Here is a 22,953-nt window from a genome sequence, read left to right on the forward strand (position 1 = left end):
CGGTGCTGGCGCCGCTGGCCTGGGTGGAGGCCAGGGCGTGGGGCTGGACGGCGCCGTTGCCGTTGTAGTCGTAGGTGTAGCCGGTGGTGGTGTCGCTGCCGCCGGTGGTGGAGTGCTCGACCTGGTGCTGGCGTTGTCCGAGGGCGTCGAAGTCCCAGCTGGTCCAGTAGGCGGTACCGCCGGCGAGCAGGTCGCCGACCTGGGCGTGGGAACTCGCGGTGGGGACGGCGCCGCAGTCGTCGGTGGCGGTCCATGCCTGGGTGAGCCGGTCGAGTTCGTCGTACTGGTAGCACTGGGTCTCGGGGGCCGTTGTGGCGCCCAGGCGGGTGGTGACCTGCTTGGTGGTGTTGCCTGCGAGGTCGTGGGTGTAGTTCTGGTCGTCGATCTTCGTCGGTGTGGTGGAGCGAGTCACCAACTGGTCGGTGAGTGCTCCGGTGTGCGGGTCGAAGGTGTTGGTGAGGTAGGCCAGGTTCGTGCTCATGCCCAGGGTCTCCTGGAGCACCTGGCCGAAGGCGTTGTAGGTGGTGTCCTGGGCGTAGCTGTAGGAGGGGGTGGACAGACCGGCGGGTACGTCCAGGGCTGTGGCGTAGGTGTGAGTGGTGATCTCGTTGGGCAGGCCGCCGCCGAGGGGGTAGTTGTCCGTGAAAAGGAGGCCCGTGTTGGCGCTGTAGGTATGGCGGAAGGTGTAGGTCTTGCCCAGCGTGCCGTGGACGGCCGGGATGGTGATGGACTGGCCGAGCGATTCACCGAAGGCGTTGAAGCCGAGTTGCTGAGTGGTGTACGTGTTCCCGGCGTTGTACGAGGTAGCGGTGGTGGTCTGGCCGATCGGGTTGGTGACGCCCGAGACCGCGTTGTCGTTGTCGAAGGTCCAGGCGGCCATCTGGTTGCCGCTGGCACCCGGGGCTTGCGCAGCGAGCGTTGAGGCGTACTTGCCGGTCTGGCGGTTGAGTACGTCATAGGTGGCGGAGACGTTCTTGCCGCGGGAGTCGGTGGTCTGGGTGAGGTTGCCGACCGCGTCGTAGACCATGCTGGTGGTGCCGGCGTCCGGGTCGGTCTTGGACGTCGCGCGGCCGAGCAGGTCGTAGACGGTGGTCCAGGTGCTGCCCTTGGACGTGACCGTGTTCTGCTTGCCGTGCCCGTCGTAGCCGTAGGTGATCGCGTTGAACGTGCCGCCGGTGACGGAGAACAGACCGGTGAAAGTGTTGACGGGGGTAGTCAGCGTCGGGCGGGCGCTGTAGGAATCGACCTCGCTTGTACGGCCCAAGGGGTCGGTGCGGGTGGTCTTGACCGTGCCGCCGGTCGGCGGGATGACTGTGGTGGCGTCCCCGCTGTAGACGGTGATGGTCTCCTGCTTGAGCACCGAGTACTGCTCGGAGTCGTCTATGAGCACGCGGCCCAGGCCGTCGAGGGTGTAGAGGTCCTGGTTGGGGATCTTGGAGTCCTGCACCGAGGCCGGCACCAGGCTGGGGAGACTGTCGGGGTCCCAGTAGGGGTTGTTCTTCTTCGACACCCAGCCGTGCGAGTCATAGAACGACTCGGTGATCAACCGGCCGCCCTGAGGCGTGAGTGTCTGGCTCTGCCTCGGTCGGCCCAGCGAGTCGATGAGGGAGTAGGAGGGGACGTAGCCCTGGGCGTTGTTCAACGTCTGGGTGGTAGTGCCGGACTGGCTGGTCTGGGAGACCGTGTAGGCGTAGCTGGCGTCGGCGGCGGCGGTAGTGGGCCGGCTGTGCTGCCACACCTCGGTGGTGCGCCCCAGCGCGTCGTAGTGGACGGTGTCGACCAGCCCGTTGGCGTCGGTCGTGGTCAGGGTGAGCCCGCGGGTCGGGTCCATGATGGTGCTGGCGGTCTGGTTCTTGGCGTTGGTGACGGTCGTGCCGGTGGTCAAACCGATGCTGTCCACGGTGTAACCCATGGTGGCCTTGTTGCCGTTGGCGTCGTAACCGTCCTTGGGACGCCCGTAGTCGTCGTACGTGGCGCGGGTCTGGGTCTGCCAGGCGAACGCGCCGCCGCTGTAACCCGAGGCCTGCCGGGTCATGGTGACCTCGCCCTTGGTGGGCGCGGCGGCCTGCGGGAAGGCGGTGGCGAAAGTCGTGTCGTCGTAGAACGTCCGGGTCGCGGAGACCACCTGGTCCGGGCGAGAGACGCTGGTGGGCGCGGTGAGGGTGTTGAAGGCGTTTGGCACGGTGGCCGGAGTGTTCTGGCTGAACCCGGCGCAGGCGACCGAGTCGGTCTCCTGCGAAGCCGCCAGCCCGACGACGTTGGCGCTCGTGTTGGCCTTGGCGTAGGTGATGGCGGTGCACTGGTCGTACGCGGCAGCGGTCGGCACCGTGTGGGTGTAGCTGTAGGTCAGCAGCCCGAAGTTGTCGTCCGCGGGGGTGGCATCGTAGGTGTTGTCGGTCTGCGTGACGCGCCACGTGGTGTTGCCCCCGTCGGTGAGGGCCTGGCGGGACCAGGTCTCGGCGACCTTGGTGGTGCGGGCGGTCAGGGCCGGCAGGCCGGTGCGGGCGCGGGTTGCTGTGGGGGCGGAGATCCAGTACGAGGTCACGGTGGAGTGGTCCACGCTGCCGCCGACCCCGGTGTAGGCGGTGGTCTCCAGTGCATTGCCCGCCAGCTGGTCGCTGTCGGCGTGCACGCCGCCCTGGGAGTCGGTCACGTTCACCGAGCGGCGGCTGGACGAGGACAGCCAGTCGTCGTCCATGCCGCGGTAGTAGGAAGTGACCGTCTTGGTTTGGGGGCCCGTGGAGGGATCGCCGGTGCGGGCTTCCACGCTGGCGTAGCCGCGGAACTGGCCCCAGGTGCGGTACTTGGCCTTGACGACCTCGTTGTCGTCGTGGTGCCAGGCGGCGCCGCCGGTGTAGAGGTAGTTCGTCCGTTTGTCCACCGCGCCGCCGGTGCTGTCGATCTCGAGGACCTGGGTGACCGCGTACTTCTGGAACCAGTCAGTGACCGGGTTCAGGTAGTCCTTGGGTGTCCAGGACACCGGGTAGCAGGACTTGGTGTTGGTCTTGGGGTCCGCCGAGGACACGTAGGTGGCGGTGCAGGCGTCCGGCAGGTCGTAGCTGACGGAGGTCAGCCCGCCCATCTCGTTGGTGATGCCGGAGATGCGGTAGCGGTACAGGCCCGGGAAGTTGGATGTGTCGACCCGGTTCTTCAGGTCCACTCCCGTGAACTTCACATCTGGCAGCGTGATCGGGGAGGCGGAACCGCCGGCGGTGGTGTCGTCTCCTTCGCGGGTGATGGACGAAAGCCACAGGGTGGGAGAGGTGCCGTCCCCGGTCGCCGGCTCGCTCTGGTGCAGGGTGTAGGTGTCGATCGCCTGGTACTTGGCGGCCGCCACGCTGTACTGCTGCGCCTTGATCGAGGCCAGGCGGACGGTGGAGAAGAACGACGGCGACTGCGCCGTGCAAGTCGCCCCCGAGGCGCACACCAGGTCGTAGGGCACGTCCGGGTACTGGCCGGCGGCGGTGCTCGCCGACAGCGGGTCGCACGAAGCCAGGGTGCAGCGCGAGGCTGTGGTGTAGACGACCTGGTCGGGGACAGTGCCGTACGCGCCGCCGTCGCGGAAGCCATAGTCGGTCCGGGTCGGGTGCGAATCGCGGACGTAGGAGACGTTGCGGGCACCGTTTTCCTCGCCGTAGTAGTTGGTGTCCTGCGCGTAGTAGTACGCCATGGCGTTGGCGTGCACGTCCACGACGTAGTCCAGATGCCACTTGTACGCCATGGTGCACACCGAGGCGCTGAACCCGGACGAGTCGTAGCAGGGGTCGCCGGAGTGCGCGGAGTACACCGGGACGCTGTCCACCGACTTGGTCGTGGCCTTGCCGGAGGCCCAGCCGGGCAGCTGATTGCGGCCGAACTGGTACTGGGTGCCGTCCCGTTCGGTGACGATCCAGTAGTCGGTGTTGTAGGTGCCCGACCCGTTGTTCGAGTTGGTGACGTGTTTGACGGTCGCGCCGTTGTCGTCGGCCGGCTTCCATGTCCCGTCGCTGTCGTTCTTCACCAACGAGGTGGACGCGCCGTAAAGCGACAGGGTCAGGATCGGCCCGTCGTAGCACCTGTCCCCGCTGGACACCGGCGAGGCGCTGCCTTCCGGATCATCCGAACAGGAGGTGAAACTCTGCTCGATGTAGGAATCGGGTGTGGCCCAGCCGTCGCCCGCCCACGAAGCCTGAGCCTGGGTGGATGAGGTCTGCCCGTCCACCGAGCCCGAGTCGTAAGACAGGCCCACCGGCGGCTTCAGCGACCCCGACGAGGCGGCCGGCGCGATGGGGTAGCTGTAGGTGAAGGAGCCGGACGAGCTGCCGCCCGTCCACGAACCGGACGGAGCCAAAGCGGTCGCATCGTACTGCCGGCCGCTCCGCCCTCCGTGGTGCTGCTGCTGGTGGTCGCGGCCAGCACCATCGTCTCGGCGCCGCCGGTGGTCGCGACAATGGGCGGTGTCGTCGTTCCTCGGCCTCACCTACAAGGCCACCCGCGAGACGGCCGCGGACGTCGCGGCTCTGAAGAAGAAGGTCGACGCGCTCGCGGTCGGCGGCGTCGACCTGGACGCCCTCGCCGACAAGGTCGCCGACAAGTTGGCCGCGCGCCTCGCCGAATGACCGCCATCGACTACGACCTCGAGTTCCTGGAGGACGGCCGCACCATCGAGCTGATCTCCATCGGGATGGTGTGCGACGACGGCCGCGAGTACTACGCCGTCAACTCCGATGCCGACTGGGACCGCGTCCGAAAGCACCCCTGGCTCATGCAGAACGTGTGGCCCCACCTTCCGCTGCGCGGACACAAGAGCGGACTCGTCACCGTAGGCGGCGGCACCGAGGTGAGGCTGACGGAGCCCGGAGTCATCGACACCAGCAACACCCAGGTCAAACCGCGCTGGGTCATCGCCAACGAAGTCCGCGACTTCCTCCAGGCCACGCCAGATGCCGAGTTGTGGGCGAACTACGGGGCCTACGACCACGTCGGTCTCGCTCAGCTCTGGGGGCCGATGGTGCGCCTTCCCGAGGGCGTCCCGATGTTCACCAACGACATCCAGCAGGAAGTCCGGCGGCAGGGCGTCGACACCGTCGTGAAGACCGCCGGCACCTACGCCAGAGACCTCGCCGAGCGCACCGTCGCCACCTTCGTCGTCGCCGCGTCCGACGTCGGCATCGCGGCCGGCCCCGCCGACATGTTCCACGCCTCCTTCTGGCAGACCATGGGCGTCGCCGGGATCACGGCGGCCGGCACGCTGCTGAAGGGCATGCTGGCCCGCGCGTTCGGCACGAAGAACAGCGCGTCCCTCGCCAAGGGCGTGTGATGCCGCGCCGGGCGGCCCGGCGGCTCGCCGAGCGGCTGGGCCGCCGCGGCGCGATCCTCACCCTCAAGGGCGTCATCGCCACCCTGTACGGCTACGGCCAACTCGTCGAGCCACCGCGCGACCGACGCGGCCTGTGCCTGCTGCTGAAGCTGATGCCGCTCGACGCCTGGGCCGGACTGTGGATTACGGCCGGCCTCACCGCGCTGGTGTGCGCGTGGCTCCCGCCCCGTAAGGACTGGCCCGGGTTCCTCGCCGTCTGGGCGATCACCGCCCCCTGGTCCATGGCCTACCTGGTGGCGTGGTGGCCGCTCGGCGAATACCCCCGCGGGTGGGTCGCGGCCCTGATCTTCGGCGCGTTCGGAGCCGTGTGCCTGGTGGCGATCGGCTGGGACGAGCCCCCGCGAAGAACGGAGACTGCCCGTGGGGCCTGAGATGCTGACCGCGCTGTCCGCGCTCGCCGTCGCCACGGTGACGGCCGGGGGCGCCGTCGCCACCGCCATCGTCGGCCGGCGGCAGCCGCGCGGGCAGCGGCGCCGCGACGACTTCACCACCGTCACGGCCCGGCTCGACAAGGACATCGAACGCCTTGAGAAACGCGTCGCCGAGCAGGAAGAGGCGTCCGGGCGGGACCGGGCGCGTATCGGCGCGCAGGACTTCGCGCTGCGCTACCTCGCCAGCTGGTGCCGGACCCTGGTCGGCTACATGCGCCAGCAGCAGTTGGAGCCGCCACCGCCACCCCAGCCCGTACCGGACGAGGTCCGGCCGTTCCTGCACGACCTCAACACCTGACAGCGGCCCCGCTCTCCTTCGGGAGGGCGGGGCCGCTTTCGTGCGTCCAGGGTCAGTGCAGCGCCTCAATCGCCTTGAGGATCAGGGCGCGCGCCTCCGGCCCGTACACCGCGAGCTCGGTCATCCGCGCGAACGCCCTCAGGTACAGGTCCAGTTCGCCCGGGGCCGTGACCGTCACCTTCGCGGCAAGCAGCTCCACATGGATGCGAGCGTCGTCGAAGACCGTGAACTGCTCAAGCGGCCACATCACCTGATCCCGGGCCGACGCCGCAGGAATGATGCCCAGCGACATGGACGGCAGCCCCATGCAGGCGATGAGATGCCCGAGCTGGCCGGCCATCACCTCCCCGTCCCCAACCCGGTGGTGCAGGACGTCCTCCTCGACGAGCGTCGCGAACCGGTGATCCCCCTCCTGGATGACCCGCGCGCGGCGCATACGAACCTCGACGGCCTCGCTCACATCGTCGGGGGTGCCACGGAAACCCGCGATCGTGCTCATGAGCGCGCCCGCATAGCCGGGCGTCTGCAGGTAGCCGGGGATCACGTGGGAGGCGTACACCCGGAACAGGCGCGTGCGGTCGTACAGCTTGGCGGACGTCTCAGCCAGCTGCTTCATGCCCGTGCGCTGGAGCCGCTTCCACTGGACGTACATGGAGTCGGCCTGCCGGTTGGCGGCGATGAGGTCGTCGGCCTGCCCGTCGCAGCCGCAGGCTGCACACCAGGTGCGGATGTCCGCGTCGGACGGTGCGGTGACCGCGTTCTCGATCCGCGAGGACTTGGCCACCGACCAGCCGCAGCGTCCGGCGAGCTGCTTGCCGGTGATGCCTGCGTCCAGGCGCAGCTCCCGCAGACGGGCCGCGAGAGCTGCGCGCGCTTCCTGCACGCTGGACGTGGGGAACGTGGACATGGTCGGTTACTTGACCTCGTACTGGTCGTGGGGGACGGCTCGTTCCCAGACACGCTCGAACGCTGCCGCGTGCTGCTCGACCGTGGCGGGATCGTCGCAGAGTTCCTTGCTGTTCCACTCGCCGTCACCAGAGAAGTGGTGGACGCGCATCAACCGCCCGTCGAAGATCCACAGGTCGGTGCCCGGCAGCAGCAAGTCCCAGGCTTGATGGCGGGGAAGCCAGCGCACCTGTTCGCCGGCCTCGACGTTGGCGCGGGTCTGATAGTGCTCCCAGGCGATGTAGTCGGTGACCGGCTCGGACACGATCCGGGCCCGGCGCACGACGACGCTGCGCGCGACAGCGTCCGCGATGGTCTGGTGGAACGGACGCCACCAGGAGGCCCGGTCATCCCAGTCGACGCGCTCGCCGTCCGCCCAGGCCTCGAACCTGGGATTGGTGAAGTAGGCGTCCCGCATCTCCAGATGGACAGCCGACTTGGTCGTATCGGCGAGGAGTTCAGCGAACTCCGGGATCGAGCTCATCGCATGCCTTCCTGATGATCGGAACCATCCGAGCCGGGATCCTGATGACGGTTTCGCCGGGCGGGATCGGCGCCCTGGCCGGAGACAGACGGTCACACGTCCCGGTCGTCTCCTCGTCTGCCTGGTAGCTCTGGATCAGCAGGTCTGCCGTGTCGGTGTCCACCCATACGGTGGGGCACCCGTCTTCGTCTGTCTCGGGGTCGATCCCGACGAAGTGAATGTTCATGGTGGCCAGCCTCCCGCGCTAGTCGGTTGCAGCGATTTACACACTGTCGTGGTCCATGGGCCAGGTGGTCAAGAGCGCGTGTCGGCCATGGCCAGGGCGATGCAACTGCCGTGTAATTCGGTGCAACTTCGTAGCCGAGCAGGCGCGGCGGTTCCTAGCGTCGGGAGTCACGAGAAATCCCGGCGACCGTGCGACCGGTCCCGGGGTTGGCCGACTGGTTGGAGTCGACGCAGTGAAGGCTACGCAGACCGAGAAGCGCCCCGCCATCCCCCCCAAAGCCGGTATCGCGTGGTGCGCCTGGCACGAGGCCTACAGCAACACCGCCCGCCCGGTACGGGATACGAGCGGCGCCCGGCTGTTCGCCTGCTACTCCTGCCGCGAGGCATACGACCTCACGCCCGTCACCGACCAGCCATGAGCCTGCACCCCGACTTCGTCCGCCCGCTCGAAATGCTGCCCGTGCCCAAGGCGGCCGGCCTGCCCGTCGAGCGGGTCGAGGGGAAGCGCTGCGTGTGGTGCGGCGGCCCGACCTCGGTGGAGCTGGGCCCGCGCCTCAGCGTCATCGGCGGAACTCTCAAGCGGTGGGAGCCGTCCGCCTGCCGGCCCTGCGCCCGGCGCGAGGCCGGCCGGGTCTACGACATCCACATCCGGGCGTGCGCCCGCTGCTCGCACTACGACTACTGCCCCGACGCCCGCGCCCTGTACACGCTCGCCCTGCACCGGCAGAAGACCGGCTGAACTCCCGCCGCCCTGCATCCCAGGGATAGGCGGGCCCGTGCCCCGACCGGGGCATACGTCCACTACAGGAGGAAGACGTGACCATCGTGTTAGAGCATCCCGTGGGCACCACCGACCCCATCACTCTGGTCGGCCCGCAGGTGGCCGACCGGTTGATCCGCCGTATCACCACCGACCACCCGGAGATCGGCGCCTCGACAGCGCGTCGCATCGTCGGCCAGGCTGCCGCGTTCATCGCGGCATCCGGCCAGCAGCCCGGCAGTGAACTCGCTCCGAGTGAGCTGGTCGACTACGGCTGGCACGCGTTCATCCTGCACACCGTCGACTACGCCGACTTCTGCCGGCGAGTCGTCGGCCGGTTCGTCCACCACGTCCCGACCGACGAAGACGAGCAGATCCCGGGCGGCGCGGCATCCGCGCGCGAACGGAGCGTGGCCGCGATCGTGGCGGCCGGATACACGGTCGACGCCGAACTCTGGCAATCGACCGCCGACTGCAACCAGTGCCACGCCGGATGCCACGACAGCCCCAGGACCGGCTGACAATCGGCGTCCCCTGTAAGACACTCCAGCCGTCCGGCGTCATAGCCGGGCGGCTGGCCCTTTGAGCGGAGCAGGCAGTGACCGACACGACAATCGCCTGGGACACGTACTCACGGCAACGGCCCGAGCGCCGGCCGACGAACGCCCGCGGCGAGACGACCTGGTTCAACTGGACCCAGTACGCCGACCACGGCCCTGGAGCCGAGCTCCTCGGCCTGCCCGGCGGCGGTCGAGTCCTGGATCTTGGATGCGGGAAGGGCGGCAATGCCGCACACCTCGCGGCCCTGGGCATGGACGCCGTCGGCGTGGACGTCTCACCCGTACAGCTGAGCGCCGCCGAGGAACGATGGGGCGACACTCCGGGCCTTGAGCTGCGCCATGTGGACGCGCTCGCATATCTGCGGGAGGGCGGCGCGTACTTCGACGCCGTGTACTCGGTGTACGGCGTGGTGTGGTTCACCGACCCGGCCGCCGTGCTGCCGCTGGTGCGGGCCCGACTGCGCCCCGGTGGCACGCTCACCTTCTCGCAGCGCCCTCCCGTCGAGGGCTGCTACGGCTGCCAGGCGTCCTACATCCCGCGCGGCGAGGATGCGGACCCGCTCGTCGTGAAGCGCTGGGACTACGAGCCGGACGTATGGGATCGGCTGCTCCGGGGGCACGGCTTCGTCAACGTGCGCGCCCGGGTCCTGGCGGCGCCGCCCGGCCCCCGCACCGTGGGCACGCTCATCGTCCAGGCGCGCGTCTGACCGCGTTCCTTGCGGCCCCGGTCGGCGTACCCCGTCGCCGGCCGGGGCCGCGTCTGCTATCTATCCGCAACCCAGAGGCTGGCACCTTCGGCTACGTCGTCGACGCAAGTCCACTCGTCCATGCGGATCGGCCTCTCGACAACGAACCAGCACTCCGGGCGTCCGTTCCACTGATTAACCGTGCTTGGCGCCATCAGGGAGAAGTGCTCCTCCGGCGGCAGGTAGCGGCCAGCCCAGGGCAGCCAGGGGTGGGCATCGGAGTCCGGCACATCGACGGCGATGCGAACGACTCGGTCACGAAGCCTCCACGGAAGCGCCCCGCGATCCGGATCATTCGTCAGATGCACCGTGCACGGCGAACTGCCTCTGTGCCAGCGCGGCTGTATTTCGCCAGACGCAAGCACACCGGGCCAGTCGGCGGCTTCAGTGAAGTGATAGAGCAGCACTCCGTAACGGTCCCACGACACGCGCCACTCGGGCGGCTTCAGGGCGGGTTCAGGTTCTTTGCCGCCGGACGACGTCCTCGGCCACGCGCCGGTGGTTCCTGCTGTTTCTCAGGCCGCCTCAACTCGGCAGGGTCGAGCGGGACGTCGTCGAAGATCTCAATGTTCCAGGTCTCCTGCAGCCGGCCCTCGCGGGTGTCGGGGTCTGGGACCGTACGCATGATGTTGCTGAGGCGAACTCCGAGTCCCAGATGTGTCGCGGAACCGACAAAGTCGAGGATCTCCTTGAGTTCACCGATGCCGTGCATGCTCTTGATCAACCGAGGGTTTACCACGTACCCGTCGACGTCTTCTGGCATCTGCCCTCCCTGGCGAGCGGTGTCATCGAGCGTCCCAGAACGCAGCCTTCGCGGACAGACGCCAGAGGCATGATCGTCTTCACTCGGCCGAGCATCGGCCGAGCTAACGATCACCAGAGACGACGAAAGCCCCTCCGGCTGGAGGGGCTCGATGCTCCGCCACAGGTGAGAACGTTCCTGCACCAGAGCGCGAAGGTGGGGCGGGTGGGACTCGAACCCACGGCCGACGGATTATGAGTCCTTTGAGGATCTTGGCGGCCCTTGCTCGTCCACGCTCATTCATGACGTTTTTGCAGGTCAAAGGGGGCAGGTCGTGTCGACACCCCTTCGCCTTTGTCAGTCTGTTCCTGTCCTTGTGTCCCGACTGCGTCCCGACACCGCCCTGATTGGGCGACGCCACCGGCCTGGCGGGCACGTAGCGCCAGCTCGGCGAGGTGACTCGAACCCTGCCGCAGCGGATTTCCTTTCCAACGCGCAGCGACTCAAGGGCAGGTGGATCGCCCCCCAAGTACGCGGGGCCGACATTTCCTCCGTCGCCTCAACGGTGACACCGTACGGACTATGCCTTCGTTCGGGCCGCAGATGACGCCCGGGGAGCTATCCCCGCGGGCGCGGGGCCGACTCTGTCACCGTTCCGGTCGTGAGCGGCACGCCCGAGCTATCCCCGCGCGCATGGGCCAACGTCCGGTAGCCCGACGCCTCCGTGATCACGTGGGAGCTATCCCTGCGGGCGCAGAGCCAACCTGAACTTCGTGGAGTCGTGGATTACGCCGAGGGAGCTATCCCCGTGTACGCGGGGCCGACCCTTCAGCGGGCTCATGAATTTGCTGACCTCGGAGCTATCCCCGATTGCGCGGGGCCAACTCGGCACGGAAGGTCATCAGGCCCTTCTCGTAGGAGCTATCCCCGCGTGCGTGGGGCCGACTCGGACCAGGCGATGGCCTCAGGGAAGATTTCGGAGCCATCCCCACATGCGCGGGGCCGATTACGAGACCGTACCGGTCTTGCGCTGGATGACGGGGCTATACCCGCGAGCGCGGGGCCGACATCGCCAAGCCGCTGACGCCTCTCTACATCCAGGAGTTATTCCCGCGTAAGCGGAGCCGACGCCGTGCGGATGGAAGGCCACTCTTACCCATTGGAGCTCCTCGCGTGCGCGGAGCCGAGATCATATAACCGCTGCTCGGCATCGTCGTGCCGGAGCTATCCCCGCGTGCGCGAGGTCGATGACGGGAGCATCCGCGAGCACAACTTGATGACGGAGCCATCCACGCGTGCGCGGGGCTGACTTCAACGACGCCGCGAATATGTCGCACGGCGTGGAGCTATCCCCGCGAGCACGGGGCCGGTAGTGCCCGCGCCATCGGATCGGTGTGCACGTAGGAGCTATCCCTGCATGCGCGGGGCCGACGTGGTGATCCATATCGAGGCGCTGTTCTTCCCGGGGCTATCCCCGCATGTATGGGGCCGACGGCGCGTACCCATCAAGGGTGATGGCGAAGTAGGAACTATCCCCGCGTATGCGGGGCCGACGACGTCCGCGTTGTAGACGAACCCGCCGAACCGCGGGCCATCCCCACGTACGCGGGGCCGACCCATTGTTGCGGAACAAGTAGCCCTGAGTGATGGAGCTATCCCCGCACCCGCGGGGCCGACATCAGGCCCAAGCAGTCCCACGACGGGTTGCCGGAGCTATCCCCGTACACGAGGGGCCGACGACACCGACATCGTCGCCGACGCCCTGAAGGAGGAGCTATTCCCGCATGCGCGGAGCCGACCACCCTGTGGCGAGCTCGGCGGCCTGGGTGCCAGGCATATCCCCGCGTACGCGAAGCCGGCAGCGAACTGCTCGGCATCCCCATGAGGTCTCGGGACTATCCCCGCGTGCGCGAGGCCGACGGCAGCCCGACCGGCGACACGTTTACGCTGACGGAGCTATCCCCGCGAGCGCGGGGCCGACCTCACGGCTTACAGCGAGATCCCGAACGAGCTGGAGCTATCCCGCGTGCGCGCGGGGGCCGACATCAAGCCGGTCAACGTGCCATTCGGTGCCCGCGAGCTACCCCCGCGTGCGCGGGGTCGGCTCCTGAAAGCTATTCGAGGCCCTGTCGCCGCTCGAGCTATCCCCGCGTTCACGGGGCCGACAAGAGCGCGCGGCAGCCGTCGTTGTGCGGCGGCAGGCTATTCCCCTTGCGTGGGGCCGACAGCTTGCACTCCAAGCCGTACGTCAGCCGGCCGGACCTATCCCCGCGTGCGCCGAGCTGACATTGTCCTCCGTTGCCTCAACGATGACACCGTACGGTCTATTTCCACGTGCGGGGGCGGCGACTGGGCACTCCCCGCACGGGATCGAGCCCGAGTGGGCGCTGTCCCCGCGGACGCGGGGCCAACTTCTACTGGTGGCAGAACAACCTGCCGTTCCAGGAGCTATCCCCGCGTACGCGAGGCCGATCCGGTCGGGCACACGACCGACGACGGCGTGACGGAGCTATCCCGCGTGCGCGGGGCCGACAACCCGGGCCTGGAGTACGTCCAGGAGACCATCGAGCTATCCCCGCGTGCGCAGGGCCAACTCGTTGAAGGTGTCCAGAAGATCGTCCGCCTTGGAGCTATCCCCGCATGCGCGGGGCTGACTCTTTGCGCGCCCAGTGGCCTGGGTTGTCCGGGGAGCTATCCCCGCGTGCGCGGGGCCGACGTGTCCGCCATATCTGGGGTGTCGATTTCCTGGGAGCAATTCCCGCATGCGCGCGGACGACCTGCTGTGTCCATCGGAGACGAGGTGGACGTGCGTGCTATCCCCGATTGCGCGGGGCCAACAGCAGGGCGGCGAACGGGTTCACCGTGCCGTAGGAGCTATCCCCGCATACGCGGGGCCAACTGGATCACCGTCGACTTCGGGTACACCAACCCCGAGCTATCCCCGGGTACGCGGGGCCAACTCCCGCGTGCGGAGCACCGGGGCCGCGTGCTCGGAGCTATCCCCGGGCGCACGGGGCCAACTTGGCGCTGGGCATGGTGTGGATCAGGTAGACGGAGCTATCCCCGCGTGCGCGGGGCCGGCTACGAGACCGTACCGGCCTTGCGCTGCATAGCGGGGCTATCCCCGCCTGCGTGGGGCCGATTGGGTCGGCGAACGCGGTCCGGACCCCGGTCCGGGAGCTATCCTCGCGTCGCGACACATACGCAGGGCCGACCCGGCCACACCGTCGCCTCGCACGCAAGGAGCCATCCCCACGTGCGCGGCCGACCAAACAGCCGACGTCATGCCGGCGCAGCTGACGGAGTTATCCCCGCATGGACGGGGCCAACGGCCTGGCGTACATGCAGCCGGGGATCGGAACGGAGCTATCCCCGCGTGCACGGGGCCGACCAGCCAGACGCCCAACAGTTGTTCAGGGCGTAGGAGCTATCCCCGCGTGCACAGGGCCGACACATTCGAGCGCCTGCGCGCGGCGGCCCTGCCGGAGCTATCCCGGCGTGCGCGGGGCCAACGCTCCCGGCTGGCTCATGACCCACACGCCCGGGGAGCCATCCCCGCGTACTCGGGGCCGACCGCCACGGATAGGTGGGGTGCGCAGAGACGATGGAGCTATCCCTGCATGCGCGGGGCCAACAGTCACAGGAAGAGGGTCTTCCGGAAAGGGGTGGAGCTATCCCCGCGTGCGCGGAGCCGACATGAGCTTGCGGTCGTCGCCGATCAGGACCTGGGAGCTATCCCCGCGTGCATGGGGCCGATGTCCCCGCGGCCGCCGCGATCGACAGGATCAGGGAGCTATCCCCGCCTGCACGGGGCCGACACGACCCAGAAAAGGTTCCACGAGGTGCCGTCGGAGCTATCCCCGCGTGCGCGGGGCCGACAAGACCTGCGTCGTCTCGATGAAGACGACGTCGGAGCTATCCCCGCGTGCGCGGGGCCGACTCTTCCTGAGCTGTCTCGTTCATGGCGATCATGTGCGATCTCATGCACTTGCGTCGAGCCGCGGTGTGCCTGCCTGAACTTCGGATTGTTCCTGGGTGGGCCTGGTCAGGATAAGGCCGCAGGAGTAGGCGCGGGCGCGGCCGAGGCCGGTGGTGATGGTCTTGATGAATGTGGCCGGGTCAGTGACGGTGAGGGTGCCGCGAATTTCGGCGCGGCTGATCTTCAGTCCCTTGTGGTGGTCGGTGCTGACCGGCGGCAGCATCCGGATGGCGAGGGTGGTTGGCTCTGCGTCGGCGCCTATGCGGGGGATGCCGCTTTGCGCAGTAGCAGGTGTGCCAACGGGTTGGAGGCGGTCCTCGAACCACGTGCGCACGTGTGCGGGTAGGACGTGCGGGAGCCGCTTGATGACAGGTTTGCCCTTCTGCTTGAGGTCCGCCCGCGTCTTGGTCGGGGAGACCACGGTGCGGAACGTGAATCGGTCCCCGATGTTGATGGTCTCGTCGACAGTACGGAGGTCGATCGGGGCGCAGAGGGCCGCGCGTGGGATGGCGGTCCAGTCGGGGCGTACGCGTGACTGAACGATGATCAGCAGGGTTTGTGTCGCCAAGTTGGCGGACCAGGTGGACAAAACGCCGACTTGGGCGCGAGGGGCGTCGGCGCCGTCCGGCACCCAGCCTTTGAAGCCGCCCATCACGATGCGGTGCATGTGGTGGGCGTCCATGAGGGCGGGAGCGGCATAGGTGTGGTTGAGGTCGAGTTGGATGATGCTTTGGCAAGTGATCAGTCGGGAGGTGCTCACGGGATGATGTCCCATCCGATGTTCGGCTCGGGGCTGATGCGGGTGCGGGTCTCCCACCGTGCCGTGTGGGCGCGGTGTTCGGGGTGGTAAGTGACGGGCTGGTCTGTTCTCTGTGCGGCGCCGGGGGTGCCGGGGGCGGCTTCGATCCAGGCCCATGGCTGCGGACTGGTGGCGTTGGGCAGGAGCGCGGTCGTAGTGAGGATCGTCTCGGCGGTTCCTGGATGGACTCCTCCGGAGATGGTGCCGCTCGGGGGGCAGGATTTGCGGCCGAGCCAGAGGAGGCGTTTGGGGTGCTCCACGGCATGGCTGATGCGGTGCAGGAGGTCTTGGTCCGGGTGTTCGACAGCGGCGACGAATGCGGCGTCCGCCAGGTACCAGCGGGTCGTCATCATTGCGTCGCGTGTGGTGTTGCCTGCCAGGAGAGCTCCGGTCTTCGGGTCCGGGGCGATTTCTTTCGGGGCGCCGTACCACTTGGTGACGGAGCGGGCGGCAAGGTGTCCGAACACGGGACCAGTGCTGGATTCGAGAGCGGCAGCGGCCTTTTCGGCCCGACGGTGGTCGGTGATCAAGTCGCGGGGGCGTAGCGGGTAAGTACCGCTCCCGACAATGTGGAAGTCTCGGACAGCGGTACCGGGGCGGTCGGCCCGTACGGCGAAGCGCAGGTCGGTGAGCGCGCCGAGGTCGTCTGCTCGGTCCAGGCCGAGAGCGGCCGCGATGAGTCCGGTCACCCCGGACTTCGTCGGCCGGTTGAGGGTGTCGCGACGATCGAACCGGGCCAGGGCTCCCCACGACTGGAGGGGACCGGCCAGGCGGAGCAGAAGCACGGAGGTCACCGGCTGGTCAGCTCCTCGATGCTGTTCGCTTCTGCTCCGGGAAGGGTGCCGGCGGCCGTACGGGAGTCGATGAGTTCCTGTACGTCGAGGTCGTAGGTGAGTACCTGGGCGGGTGAGATGTCTGTGCGCTTCCGCAGAACTAGGGCGTGCTGGTTGAGGAGGCGGTCGGCGGCTGCGAGGGATGCCACGCCATCGGTCTCTTCGGCGATCGGTTTTTCGAAAATCCCGGCGTAGTTGAAGGGCCGGGCCCCGGTGAAGGCCATGACGATTTTGGGCAGGATGCCGGTCGCAGCCGTGGTGTTCTTCTTGGCCTGGGGGATGGCGTTGGTGAACGCCTCGACGAATTCGAGTTCGGCGGCTTCGGCGGCGGCCTGTACCTGGTCGGGCTTCATGCCGGAGGCGAGCAGGTTGGTCCGCAGCTTGTAGCGGTCGAGGACCCCGTGGCGGTAAAAGGTGCCGGAGATGAGCGACTGGTAGCCGGTCATTCCTGCGCCGGAGTCGTCGGCGGCGTCGATGTAGTCCAGGGCGTGGGCCTTGCGATGGAGCTTGGCGTCGTCGGCGGCGGCGTAGAAGTCGTCGATGTGTTCGGCGGCATGGACGGTGAAAGCGTGCGCGGTCTGGATGGCGCCGTCCACGTTGGGCGAGTCGGCGATCTCGGCGAGGAACCGGCCATAGAGGGCGATGTCGATGGCGTCGCGGGGAGCGAGCGCCGACAGGATCGCTTCGCGGATCTTGCGGGGTACGGGCGGGAGCTGCTCCTCGCTGTTGGGCTGGTTGTCGTCGGCAGCCGTGGCGGGAGCGTCAGTGCCGTTCTTCTTCGCCTTTCTGGCGGCTGCGGCCGCGGCTTTCTTCGCAGCCTCGGCGTTGGCACCCGCTTCCTTGGCCCTGAGGTAGTCGCTGGTCCAAGTGGTCACTTCGGCGCGGTGTTCGTGGGCCCAGTCGGCGATGACTTGTCCGGCGTCCTCGGGCGCAAACAGCAGCACCTGGGTCAGGTCGCGAGTGGTGGGCTTGGCACCGAACTTCAGGCCTACGCCCTCGAGTAGGGCCTTAGCGGTGGCCAGCGCATCGGCCCAGTCCCATCCGAATTGGTCGGTGAGCGCCTTGGCGGTGAGTTTGGCCCATTCGCGCGTGCGGATGCCCATGGTGTATCCGGCGAGTGGTCCTTGGCCGGCGTTGGCGCGCTCGCGGCTGTGGGTGCGTTCGGCACGTCGCCGTGCCTGTGCGGTGATCATCGTACGGGGGTCGCCGCCGAAGACGAACTGCTTGGGCATACCGTTCTCGTCGCGTACGGGAAGTGCTGCGGTGAATGTCTCCAGCAGGTGCAGGGAGAGGTACTGATCACCTGTGAGAAGCTCTGCGGCCGGGGTGGTGAGGGCGGTCACGTGGTTGTCCTCTTCGTGTAGGTGGGGGTGTAGAAGGAGGCACCCCAGCTATCGGCGACGGACCTGTCTCGGCTCTTCAACCGGTCTCGGCTGTTCCAACGAGCCAGGTCCTCGGGGAGCTGGGCCCAGGACGGCGGGGAGGTGTCGCAGGCGCGGGCCCGTTCGATGGCGTGCTGCAGGTGCCGCCAGGGGATCTCGCGGGATGCGGTGATCCGGTCCAGCAGCCGCTTGGCCCCGGGGTCGGCGGGGCCGCGGCCGACACCGCTGCCGATCTTCCGCATGGCTGTACCCATGTCGCCGTATCCGTAATGCGGGCGGAGTGCTCCGGCGTGGTAGCGGGCGAAGAGGAACGCGGTGAATAGATACATCTGCTGTTGTTCATCGGACGGGGCGAACGCCGCGGCGAGGTGGTGGGCCTCGGTGCGGCGGGGCGGGTTTGGTCTGCGCAGGGCTGCGAGAGCACAGAGATTGTGCTTGCGGACCAGGCCGCACAGCCAATCCGAGAGCTGGCTGCCGGGTGGCTTTGTGTCGGCGGCCGGGAGAAAATCAGGCATCTGCGGGTTCCTTCAGCTGGACAGGCGCTTTGCTGTGGCCGAGAAGGGCGCGAAGCCGGGCGCGCGCGGTGACGCGGGCCTGCAGTCCGGTACCTCCTGGGGGCAGGCTGGTCAGGCGCCCATCGAGGGACGTGATGGCCAGGGCACGGGTATCGCGGCCGAAGGTGGCCAGGGCCTCGGTAGCGGCGCCGGTGTCGGCCACCTGGTCCAGCAGGTGGTGGAACAGGTCGCCAGCCCCGGCCCACATCTCAGGTTCACCGTTGAAGCGGGCGAGTTGGGCAGCCTTGTCGTCCGGCTTGGGATTGGGATAGGCGATCTCGCGTGTGGCCTCAGCCACCAGATAGAGGGAGCGCGCGGTGTACTCGCAGATCGACGAGCCCTGCTCGGCGGCGTGACTCAGCTGGGTCTCCCGGCCGGGCACGTACGGGAACTCGTCAGACAACCATGTAGTGAGCTTTCCCTGGGTGGCGAGCAGGCCGATGGCCCACAGGTGGACCCGACGGCCGTGCAGCATCGCGACCCGGCCGTAGAGATCGATGCCCTTGTCGCGCTCGGCGACGGCCGCGTACAGAGCATGAGACTCGCGCCATAGCTCCCTCGTGGGAGACGGCTTGAGCAGGGTCCTCTTCCCGCCCGGGGTTTCGAAAGTGACGGCATCCTGCAAGTACATGGCGGGCAACTCGGCAAGGGTTTCACCGGCGCCGATGAGGACCCGGTCGACGCCGACGCTGCCGTCGGGAAGGACGGTCGGGCGCAGTACGATCGAGCGGCCGAGCACGGTGTGGAGATCGGCAGGGCCCTGCGGGGTGCGGGCTTGCTGTGGCCCCGGGCGTGTGAAGTCTCGTCGCCGGGACCTTTCCTGATTCCACGTCAGATTAAGCGGCCCGGGCTCATGCGCCCACGGAGCGGTGTTGACGCGCAGCAGATCACCGAGGGTGGCACCTGGCCAGGCCGGGCGGGCGACGACCTTCAGGCGGGTGGCAAGCCGGTTGGTCCCGAGGTTGGTGAAGGTCCCCGGCAGTCCCATGTCCTTGGCCTTGATCCTGCCGCGCATCCCGATCCCGTACGCGTGCTGGGTGAGCATCGCACGCCACGCGGCATCCGCCGGTACGGGTTCCGGATGGTGGAGATGGTGGAGGTTGAAGAACTGGTTGTAGTCCCCGACCCGTTCCAGGAAGAGCTGTGCGGGCCCGACACCGTAGTCGTCGAGGTGAGGGCGGAGGGCGGGGTTCTGACCGAGGGGCCGCTCGGGGTCGAAGAGGTCCCAGCATCCGGAGTGACTTGCGATCCAGTCGGCCACTCTGTTCAGCGGTGTGCGGTCTGTAACCCACGACAGCCACTCGTCGGAGGTCTCGGGATGCTGATCCGCCGCGTGGATCAGGCCGATCAGCCAGTCGATCAGCGCGGCTGTTTCACCCGGGGTGTCACCGCAGACAGCGGTCAGTTCATCGGCCCGGCGGAACACATCGACCAGGTTCACCTTGACTCGCTGCAGGTCAGGTCCGGTTGTCAGTACCGGGATGCATGCTTGGGCTCGCGGTTCCCACCGCATCGTGCTTCCACCTCCTTCCAGGTGGAGTTGGCTTCAAAAAGAACGTGCTCTGTTGGCAGCACCGTTGCGGATGGGGACAGTAGCACCATCTGGAGGGGAATATGACGACTAGTCATAATTGGTCAACGCGACGACACTTCTTCATCTGGGCCAAGACGGACCGGTACAGAATCAGTCGTCGCGGGGGCGGCCCGGCGTGGAATCCTCTGCTCGCTCACGCTCTCGACACAGCCGCCTGCGTCGCTCAGCTGTGGGACCGGTATCTCCCCCTCACGGCCTGGGCCCGGCTCGCCGACGCATTCGGCGGCGGCCGTGAGGACACGGCCCGCCGAGTGGTGATGTTCCTCGCCGCCCTGCACGACCTCGGGAAGGGCTCCGGGTGCTTCCTTCATATGCTCGGCGCCAGCCGCTGGGACGGCCCCTATCTGCGGCAGGCCCGTACTGAATGGGAGCGTCAGGCCCGCGCCGCCGGTCTTCCCCTCGGCAAGGATCTCGACGCCCAACCCGGCGCGCGACACGAACACATCACCGCCGTACATCTGCCACGGCTCCTCGGCTGCATCTGCGAGGACTGCGGCGGTACCGGCTCGCCATCAGCCGGACTCCACACCACCGCTGCCCTCCTCGGCGGCCACCACGGAGACATCCCCAGCCCCGACACCATCGGCCGCGCGGCCATGGCTGCCGACATCACAGACTGGCTACCGATCTACTCAGAACTCATCCAGGACACGGCCAACCTGATCGGAGTCGATCTCACCACCCTCCCCCAGTTGGTGATGCCCGAACGCCCCAGCGCACTGGTGCTGTTCGCCGGACTGGTGATCCTCGCCGACTGGATCGCCTCCGACGAATCCCACTTCACCTACCGCACCCTCACCACCAGCCCGCCCCAGTGGTGGCACGCCTCCGGCATGCAGGCCCGCGCCGCGGTCACGCGACTACGGCTGGACGCCTGGCAGCCCGAGCCCACCGCCGACTGGACCGACCTGTTCCCCGACACCACACCGCGCCCCTTCCAGTCCGCCGCCATGGCCGCCCTGCCCGCCACCGGTCCCGCGCTCGTCATCGTCGAATCCGACACCGGATCGGGAAAGACCCGCCTCGCCCTGTGGTGCGCCCACCACCTCGCCGTCACCTGCGGATACCAGGGCCTGTACATGGCCATGCCAACCCGGGCCGCCGCCAACCAAACGGCCCGCGAGATCGCCGCCTTCATGGACCGGTCCCTCGGCGAGCAGAACACGGCCAACCTCGCCGTCGTCCACAGCACGGCGGAAGCCACCGACTTCGTCCACCAGCTCCTCGACGCCGGCCGCACCCGGACGCAGGCTGGACTCGACGGGCTCGAAGACTTCATCTCCACTCCCTCGCCCGACGACCCCCTACAGCGCCGGGCCGTCCTCAGCCCCTGGTACCTGCGCCGCTGCCTGGGCCTGATCGCCCCCTTCGCCATCGGCACCGTCGACCAAGTGGCCCTCGCCGCCCAGCCCAGCCATCACTGGATGCTGCGCATGTTCGGCCTCGCCGCCAAGACACTCATCATCGACGAGGCCCACGCATACGAGCTCTTCCAGCAAGGACTCCTCGAAGCCGCCATCGCATGGCTCGCCGACGCCGGCGCCTCCGTCGTCGTCCTCTCCGCAACCCTGCCCACCGCCGTACGCACCGCCCTCATCCAGGCGTGGTGCGACGGCCACCGGGCCCCCGTGACGCACACGGACCAGACCGGCCCCATCACCGTCGTAGACCAACACGGCACCATCACCCGCACCGGCCAAACCAACAACGCCAGCCGAAGCAGCCAAAGCGACCGGACCGCCCCTACGGAGCTGCATACATTCATCGATTTCCAGCCCGATCCCGGCAGCGCCGCCCTCGCCGCACAACTGATGGACGAGGTTACAAAGGGCGGAGTCAGCCTCGTCATCCGCAACCGCGTGACCACAGCCGTCGACTTGTACAGAGCCGCCACTCACAGCGCCCAGAGGCACGGATGGTCACCGAGAGAGATCATGCTCCTGCACGGCCAGAACCTGCCCCGCTACCGACTCCCCGGTGAAGACCTTCTGATCAAGCGCCTCGGCCTGGGCAAAGACCGCACTCACCGCAACCCCGAGCGGCCACACCGTCTTCTGGTCATCGCCACGCAAGTTGCAGAGCAGTCCCTCGACATCGACTTCGACCGGATCTACACCGACCTCGCGCCGATCGACGTCCTGATCCAGCGTCGCGGCCGCGTCCACCGGCACCAAGTCAACGACTCCTCACGGCCCGAAGTGTTCCGCAAGCCCCTCATGACCATTCTCACCCAGCCTGGCGCCGACGAACTGCCCATGTTCGAACCTCCGAACCTGGGCGAAGCACGGTCTCAGGGCAACCCTGACGGCCACGTGTATCCCCCCTACCTCTTGGCCGCCACCTGGTACACCCTCATCCGACGCGCCCGCGAAGACGGCACCGTGCATGTCATCACGCCTGCAGACACCACCTCATTGATCGAAGACGTCTACGGTCCAAAACCCACCGTCGTCGGGGCACTCGGCGAGCTTCTCGACCGCACGTCACGCCGCCTGCAAAGCGACCACGGCAACGAGGAGGGCCAGTCCCGCAGCCGTGCGTTCCGTCCCTTCACCCGCCGCGGCAGGTCAATTCCCGCGACCGACCTCGCATCCGGCAAGAGCCACGGCTCCGGCGACAGCAACGGCATCGCCGGCATCCGCGCCATCTCCCGCCTCAGTGAGCCTGCGATCGACGCCATCCTCCTGTACAAGCAGCCAGACGGCATCCTCAGTTACGACCCATCCGGGCAGCGACGCGCTGACCTCGCCCGCTATGGCGCCCACTCCCCGGCCCGCCACCGACAGCAGAAAGACCTCCTCCTCAACACCGCGTCCCTGCCGGCACGCTGGTTCACCGGATTGAATGCCCTCCCTCTGCCCGAAACCTGGCCGATCGTCCCCCGCGCGGCCCTGCGAAACCGCTACGTCGGCCTGTTGAACCCCAGCACCGGGACTTGCATCAGTGGCCCCACCGGTATCACTTGTGACCCCGTCACCGGCTTGACCAGGTGGACTGGGCAACAAATTCAGCCAGCCGACCACAACAGCTAAGGTGCTGCCTAGCCCCATTCGGGCATAGGTCAAGAGCGCGTCCATTCTGACCTTTGGCCCCCGCGCAGGCGGGGATAACTCCGGCAACCCCAGCTGGGACTGCACCGGGTTCATGCCAGCCCCGCGTGCGCGGGGATAGCCCCCAGCTCTGACCGCACATCCGGAAGACGGTTGCGTCGGCCCCGCGCTGCCGGGGATGGCTCCACCCAGCCCTTCCGGAAGCACTCGAC

At 67.9% G+C, this 22,953-nt stretch carries 20 protein-coding genes; 9 read left to right on the plus strand and 11 right to left on the minus strand.

The annotated features are described in order from the left end of the window. A partial coding sequence (locus tag ACIBAF_RS43935) for an RHS repeat domain-containing protein (RefSeq protein ID WP_399471518.1) occupies positions 1-4,330 on the minus strand: 4,330 nt, incomplete at its 3' end. Positions 4,331-4,436: 106 nt separating this feature from the next. Between ACIBAF_RS43935 and ACIBAF_RS43940 the strand changes: the two genes are divergently transcribed. Genes ACIBAF_RS43940 through ACIBAF_RS43955 form a run of 4 tightly spaced genes read left to right on the plus strand, consistent with a single transcriptional unit; the run spans position 4,437 to position 6,088 of the window. After that, positions 4,437-4,598: a hypothetical protein gene (locus tag ACIBAF_RS43940; protein ID WP_399471520.1), complete on the plus strand. Its 162-nt coding sequence runs from the start codon at positions 4,437-4,439 to the stop codon at positions 4,596-4,598. Beyond that, positions 4,595-5,299 carry a hypothetical protein gene (locus ACIBAF_RS43945; protein ID WP_399471522.1) on the plus strand — a complete coding sequence of 235 codons (705 nt, stop codon included), beginning with the start codon at positions 4,595-4,597 and terminating at the stop codon, positions 5,297-5,299. The genes ACIBAF_RS43940 and ACIBAF_RS43945 overlap by 4 nt, the downstream gene beginning before the upstream one ends. Further along, positions 5,299-5,730 (plus strand): hypothetical protein, encoded by a 432-nt coding sequence (locus tag ACIBAF_RS43950; protein ID WP_399471523.1) that lies wholly within the window; start codon positions 5,299-5,301, stop codon positions 5,728-5,730. The genes ACIBAF_RS43945 and ACIBAF_RS43950 overlap by 1 nt, the downstream gene beginning before the upstream one ends. Beyond that, positions 5,720-6,088, plus strand: coding sequence for a hypothetical protein (locus tag ACIBAF_RS43955; protein ID WP_399471525.1), 369 nt, complete (start codon positions 5,720-5,722; stop codon positions 6,086-6,088). Before ACIBAF_RS43950 ends, ACIBAF_RS43955 begins: the two co-directional genes overlap by 11 nt. A gap of 52 nt (positions 6,089-6,140) precedes the next feature. On the opposite strand, the gene ACIBAF_RS43960 is transcribed toward ACIBAF_RS43955, so the two are convergent. From ACIBAF_RS43960 to ACIBAF_RS43970, 3 genes are read right to left on the minus strand one after another with little or no spacing between them, the layout of a single operon-like run. Next, positions 6,141-6,995 carry a helix-turn-helix domain-containing protein gene (locus ACIBAF_RS43960; protein ID WP_399471526.1) on the minus strand — a complete coding sequence of 285 codons (855 nt, stop codon included), beginning with the start codon at positions 6,993-6,995 and terminating at the stop codon, positions 6,141-6,143. 6 nt (positions 6,996-7,001) lie between these two features. Further along, entirely contained in the window at positions 7,002-7,517 is a 516-nt protein-coding gene (locus ACIBAF_RS43965; protein WP_399471528.1) for a DUF6879 family protein, read from the minus strand. Beyond that, positions 7,492-7,743: a hypothetical protein gene (locus ACIBAF_RS43970; protein WP_399471530.1), complete on the minus strand. Its 252-nt coding sequence runs from the start codon at positions 7,741-7,743 to the stop codon at positions 7,492-7,494. The genes ACIBAF_RS43965 and ACIBAF_RS43970 overlap by 26 nt, the downstream gene beginning before the upstream one ends. Positions 7,744-7,975: 232 nt before the next feature. Between ACIBAF_RS43970 and ACIBAF_RS43975 the strand changes: the two genes are divergently transcribed. The 4 genes from ACIBAF_RS43975 (at position 7,976) to ACIBAF_RS43990 (ending at position 9,769) form a co-directional block, all read left to right on the plus strand. Continuing rightward, a complete protein-coding gene (locus tag ACIBAF_RS43975) occupies positions 7,976-8,161 on the plus strand; it encodes a hypothetical protein (protein WP_399471532.1) in 186 nt (61 codons plus the stop codon). Continuing rightward, positions 8,158-8,481 carry a hypothetical protein gene (locus ACIBAF_RS43980; protein ID WP_399471534.1) on the plus strand — a complete coding sequence of 108 codons (324 nt, stop codon included), beginning with the start codon at positions 8,158-8,160 and terminating at the stop codon, positions 8,479-8,481. The genes ACIBAF_RS43975 and ACIBAF_RS43980 overlap by 4 nt, the downstream gene beginning before the upstream one ends. Positions 8,482-8,558: 77 nt before the next feature. Then, entirely contained in the window at positions 8,559-9,023 is a 465-nt protein-coding gene (locus ACIBAF_RS43985; protein WP_399471535.1) for a glycine-rich domain-containing protein, read from the plus strand. A gap of 77 nt (positions 9,024-9,100) precedes the next feature. Then, the gene (locus tag ACIBAF_RS43990) at positions 9,101-9,769 is read left to right on the plus strand and encodes a class I SAM-dependent methyltransferase (protein WP_399471537.1); all 669 of its coding nucleotides are present in this window, start codon (positions 9,101-9,103) and stop codon (positions 9,767-9,769) included. A gap of 56 nt (positions 9,770-9,825) precedes the next feature. On the opposite strand, the gene ACIBAF_RS43995 is transcribed toward ACIBAF_RS43990, so the two are convergent. From ACIBAF_RS43995 to ACIBAF_RS44025, 7 genes are all read right to left on the minus strand, one after another. Beyond that, positions 9,826-10,215 carry a hypothetical protein gene (locus tag ACIBAF_RS43995; protein WP_399471539.1) on the minus strand — a complete coding sequence of 130 codons (390 nt, stop codon included), beginning with the start codon at positions 10,213-10,215 and terminating at the stop codon, positions 9,826-9,828. A gap of 38 nt (positions 10,216-10,253) precedes the next feature. Next, complete coding sequence (locus ACIBAF_RS44000) at positions 10,254-10,571, minus strand: hypothetical protein (RefSeq protein WP_399471541.1); 318 nt, start codon at positions 10,569-10,571, stop codon at positions 10,254-10,256. Positions 10,572-14,530: 3,959 nt separating this feature from the next. Then, on the minus strand, positions 14,531-15,289 hold the full coding sequence (cas6e, locus tag ACIBAF_RS44005) for a type I-E CRISPR-associated protein Cas6/Cse3/CasE (RefSeq protein ID WP_399471543.1): 759 nt from the start codon (positions 15,287-15,289) through the stop codon (positions 14,531-14,533). Then, on the minus strand, positions 15,286-16,122 hold the full coding sequence (cas5e, locus tag ACIBAF_RS44010; protein WP_399471545.1) for a type I-E CRISPR-associated protein Cas5/CasD: 837 nt from the start codon (positions 16,120-16,122) through the stop codon (positions 15,286-15,288). The genes cas6e and cas5e overlap by 4 nt, the downstream gene beginning before the upstream one ends. Next, positions 16,119-17,504, minus strand: coding sequence for a type I-E CRISPR-associated protein Cas7/Cse4/CasC (locus ACIBAF_RS44015; protein ID WP_399471547.1), 1,386 nt, complete (start codon positions 17,502-17,504; stop codon positions 16,119-16,121). The genes cas5e and ACIBAF_RS44015 overlap by 4 nt, the downstream gene beginning before the upstream one ends. Beyond that, entirely contained in the window at positions 17,501-18,058 is a 558-nt protein-coding gene (gene casB / locus ACIBAF_RS44020) for a type I-E CRISPR-associated protein Cse2/CasB (protein ID WP_399471549.1), read from the minus strand. Before casB ends, ACIBAF_RS44015 begins: the two co-directional genes overlap by 4 nt. Further along, on the minus strand, positions 18,051-19,610 hold the full coding sequence (locus ACIBAF_RS44025; protein ID WP_399471551.1) for a type I-E CRISPR-associated protein Cse1/CasA: 1,560 nt from the start codon (positions 19,608-19,610) through the stop codon (positions 18,051-18,053). Before ACIBAF_RS44025 ends, casB begins: the two co-directional genes overlap by 8 nt. 101 nt (positions 19,611-19,711) lie before the next feature. Between ACIBAF_RS44025 and cas3 the strand changes: the two genes are divergently transcribed. Further along, complete coding sequence (gene cas3 / locus ACIBAF_RS44030) at positions 19,712-22,723, plus strand: CRISPR-associated helicase Cas3' (protein WP_399471553.1); 3,012 nt, start codon at positions 19,712-19,714, stop codon at positions 22,721-22,723. Positions 22,724-22,953: the final 230 nt, after the last annotated feature.

Source organism: Streptomyces sp. NPDC051677 (genome assembly GCF_044453465.1).
GTDB lineage: Bacteria > Actinomycetota > Actinomycetes > Streptomycetales > Streptomycetaceae > Streptomyces.